A 2,879-nucleotide genomic window follows, 5' to 3' on the forward strand; every position below is an offset into this window, starting at 1 on the left:
CTCTGTGGGCCACCGCCGATGGTGGATGCCGCTCTGGCCTTGCTCGACGCCAATGGCGCCCCGCACGACCAAGTCTTCTACGACAAGTTCACCAGCCCGGCCTTCGAGTAGTCACCGCAGGAATTCCACCTTCCTCCTTTATCGACAGGAACCGAAACGAGATGACCGCAACCCCCGGGACCAAGCAGCGCAGCTTCCCGAAGATCGAATTCACCGACTCCGAAGCCGGCGCGCTGGAGTTCCCCAGCTCCCGAAGCCGCACCTTCAACTACTACACGCCGGCCAAGAAACGGTCGACGATGTACGAGGACGTGACCGTCGACGTCCAACCCGACCCCGACCGCCACCTGTCCCAGGGCTGGATCTACGGCTTCGGTGACGGCCCCGGCGGCTACCCGAAGGACTGGACGGCCGCGAAGTCGTCGAACTGGCACGCCTTCCTCGACCCGAACGAGGAATGGGACCAGACGATCTTCCGCAACAACTCCAAGGTCGTCCACCAGGTCGAACTGTGCCTGTCCAACGCCAAACGCGCCCGGGTCTACGACGGCTGGAACACCCCGTGGCTGACGTTCATCTCCCGCAACCTGGGTGCGTGGATGCACGCCGAGAACGGGCTGGCGCTGCACGTGTTCACCTCCATCCAGCGGTCCTGCCCGACCAACATGATCAACACCGCCGTCGCGGTGAACGCCGCCCACAAGATGCGCTTCGCCCAGGACCTGGCGCTGTTCAACCTGGACCTGTCCGAGGCCACCGAGGACTTCGACGGCGCCGCGCACAAGGAGGTCTGGCAGTCCGCGCCCGAGTGGCAGCCCACCCGTGAGGTCGTCGAGCGCCTGACCGCGGTTCCGGATTGGTGTGAGCTCCTGTTCGGCTCCAACATCGTCTTCGAACAGCTGGTCGGTTCGCTGTTCCGCACCGAACTGGTCATGCAGATCGCCGCCGGCAACGGCGACTACATCACCCCCACCATCGTCGGCACCGGTGAGCACGACTACGACCGCGACCTCGCCTACACCCGCAACCTGTTCCGGTTGCTCACCCGAGACCCCGAGCACGGGGAGGCGAACAAGGAGCTGTTCGGCACCTGGATGGCCACCTGGGTGCCCCGGTGCCTCGACGCCGCCCGGGCGCTGCAACCGATCTGGTCGCAACCGGCCGACAAGGCCGTCACCTTCGCCGACAGTCTCGACGCCGCCACCGCGAAGTTCCGTTCCCTGCTCGAGGACCTCGGGCTCGACATCCCCAAGGAGTTGGACCAGTGAGCATGCAATTCGGATCGACCACCGAGTTCTCCAACATGTGCGGCGTCACCCTGATGAACACCCCGATCGGCCGTGTCGTCGCGGAAGTGATGGGCGACAAGGACGGTGTCGAGCTGACCGAGTACCCATCGATGATCCGCGTCGACGGCCAGAAGCTGCTGAACTTCGACTACGAGGAACTCACCGACGCCCTGGGTCAGGAGTTCGACGGCTCCATCTTCGAGGAGATCAGCTCCACCCACTACGGGCGCATGGTCCACCTCGACGACAAGACCCTGCTGTTCGCCAGCCCCGAGGACGCCGCCGAGTACATCGGATTCGACCTCACCGAGCAGTGAGGCAGCCCCTGCCGTAACCGTTTGTCGGCGCCGCCGACCCACTGGTGGTGGGCGGCGCCGGCGGACCGACCGGCAACTCAGGATGGCGTGGCTGCTTCGCTATCTCGTCAAAGAAAGAGTTCATTGTGAAAGCACTTGTGTTCCAGGGGCCGGGCTCGATGGCATGGACCGACGTCCCCGACGCACGCCTGATCGACCCCACCGACGTGGTGGTCCGTGTGGATACCACCACGATCTGCGGGACCGATCTGCACATCCTCAAGGGGGATGTGCCCGCCGTGACGGCCGGTCGTGTGCTCGGGCACGAGGCGGTAGGGGTCATCACCGAGGTCGGATCCGCGGTCACATCGCTGGCGGCCGGGGATCGAGTGCTCGTGCCGGCCATCACCTCCTGCGGAAAATGCGCCTCCTGCAAGAGCGCCATGCCCTCACATTGCGCGACGGTCGGTGGTATCGGCTGGATCTTCGGGCACCTGATCGACGGCACGCAGGCCGAGTACGTGCGCGTGCCGTACGCCGAGACCAGCGTGCACGTACTGCCCAAGGGTGTCACCAATGAGCAGGCCATCTTCCTGGCCGACATCCTGCCCACCGGTTTCGAGATCGGTGTGCAGAACGCCCACGTACAACCCGGTGACACCGTCGTCGTGGTCGGTGTCGGCCCGGTCGGTCTCGCCGCGATCCGCACGGCCGGTCTCTACGGCGCCGCGAACATCATCGCTGTCGATCTTTCCGAGGCGAGGCTCAAGCGTTCATTGAGTTTCGGCGCCGACGAGACGATCAACAGTGGCACAGAAGATGTGCGGGCACGCGTCCTGGAACTCACCAATGGCTTGGGCGCGCAGGTGGTGATCGAGGCAGTCGGGATCCCGGCAACGTTCGAGCTGTGCACCACCCTGGTGCGTCCCGGCGGGAGCATCGCCAACGTCGGTGTGCACGGCAAACCGGTCGACCTCCACCTCGAAGACCTGTGGATCAACAACATCACCATCACCACCGGACTGGTCAACGGCACCACCATTCCCACCCTCCTGGACCTGGTGGCCAGCGAAAAGATCGATACCGGTGCCTTCAGCACGCACTCATTCGGTCTCGACCAGATGATCGACGCCTATGACGTCTTTGCGCACGCGGACTCCCATGATGCGTTGAAGGTCACCATTTCTCGGTGACCCACGATCCCGACGTCGCCCTATCCGGCTCTGTACCCACCGATCCCTGCAATTGGAGCACGCACAATGTATGAGAAGAACGGCGAAAAATACTTCATCGT

The 2,879-nt window shown here is 64.1% G+C and carries 3 protein-coding genes and 1 pseudogene; all 4 read left to right on the forward strand.

Annotation, left to right across the window (positions count from 1 at the left end; all coding sequences use genetic code 11):
- A pseudogene (locus MLGJGCBP_RS17845) lies at positions 1 to 111 on the forward strand (CDP-6-deoxy-delta-3,4-glucoseen reductase); the annotation flags it as partial.
- Between the two features lie 50 nt (positions 112 to 161).
- On the forward strand, positions 162 to 1,268 hold the full coding sequence (locus MLGJGCBP_RS17850) for an aromatic/alkene monooxygenase hydroxylase subunit beta (protein ID WP_160097338.1): 1,107 nt from the start codon (positions 162 to 164) through the stop codon (positions 1,266 to 1,268).
- Complete coding sequence (mimD, locus tag MLGJGCBP_RS17855; RefSeq protein ID WP_201453106.1) at positions 1,265 to 1,606, forward strand: propane 2-monooxygenase effector subunit MimD; 342 nt, start codon at positions 1,265 to 1,267, stop codon at positions 1,604 to 1,606. Before MLGJGCBP_RS17850 ends, mimD begins: the two co-directional genes overlap by 4 nt.
- Before the next feature lie 125 nt (positions 1,607 to 1,731).
- A complete protein-coding gene (locus MLGJGCBP_RS17860; RefSeq protein ID WP_160097340.1) occupies positions 1,732 to 2,778 on the forward strand; it encodes a zinc-binding dehydrogenase in 1,047 nt (348 codons plus the stop codon).
- The last annotated feature ends 101 nt before the right edge of the window (positions 2,779 to 2,879 follow it).

Origin of the sequence: Rhodococcus sp. T7, from assembly GCF_009872365.1 — a bacterium.
GTDB lineage: Bacteria > Actinomycetota > Actinomycetes > Mycobacteriales > Mycobacteriaceae > Rhodococcus_F.

Bases quoted from the DNA above. Each gene is read 5' to 3' on its own strand.
- MLGJGCBP_RS17850 (WP_160097338.1), top strand. From the start codon at position 162: ATGACCGCAACCCCCGGGACCAAGCAGCGCAGCTTCCCGAAGATCGAA.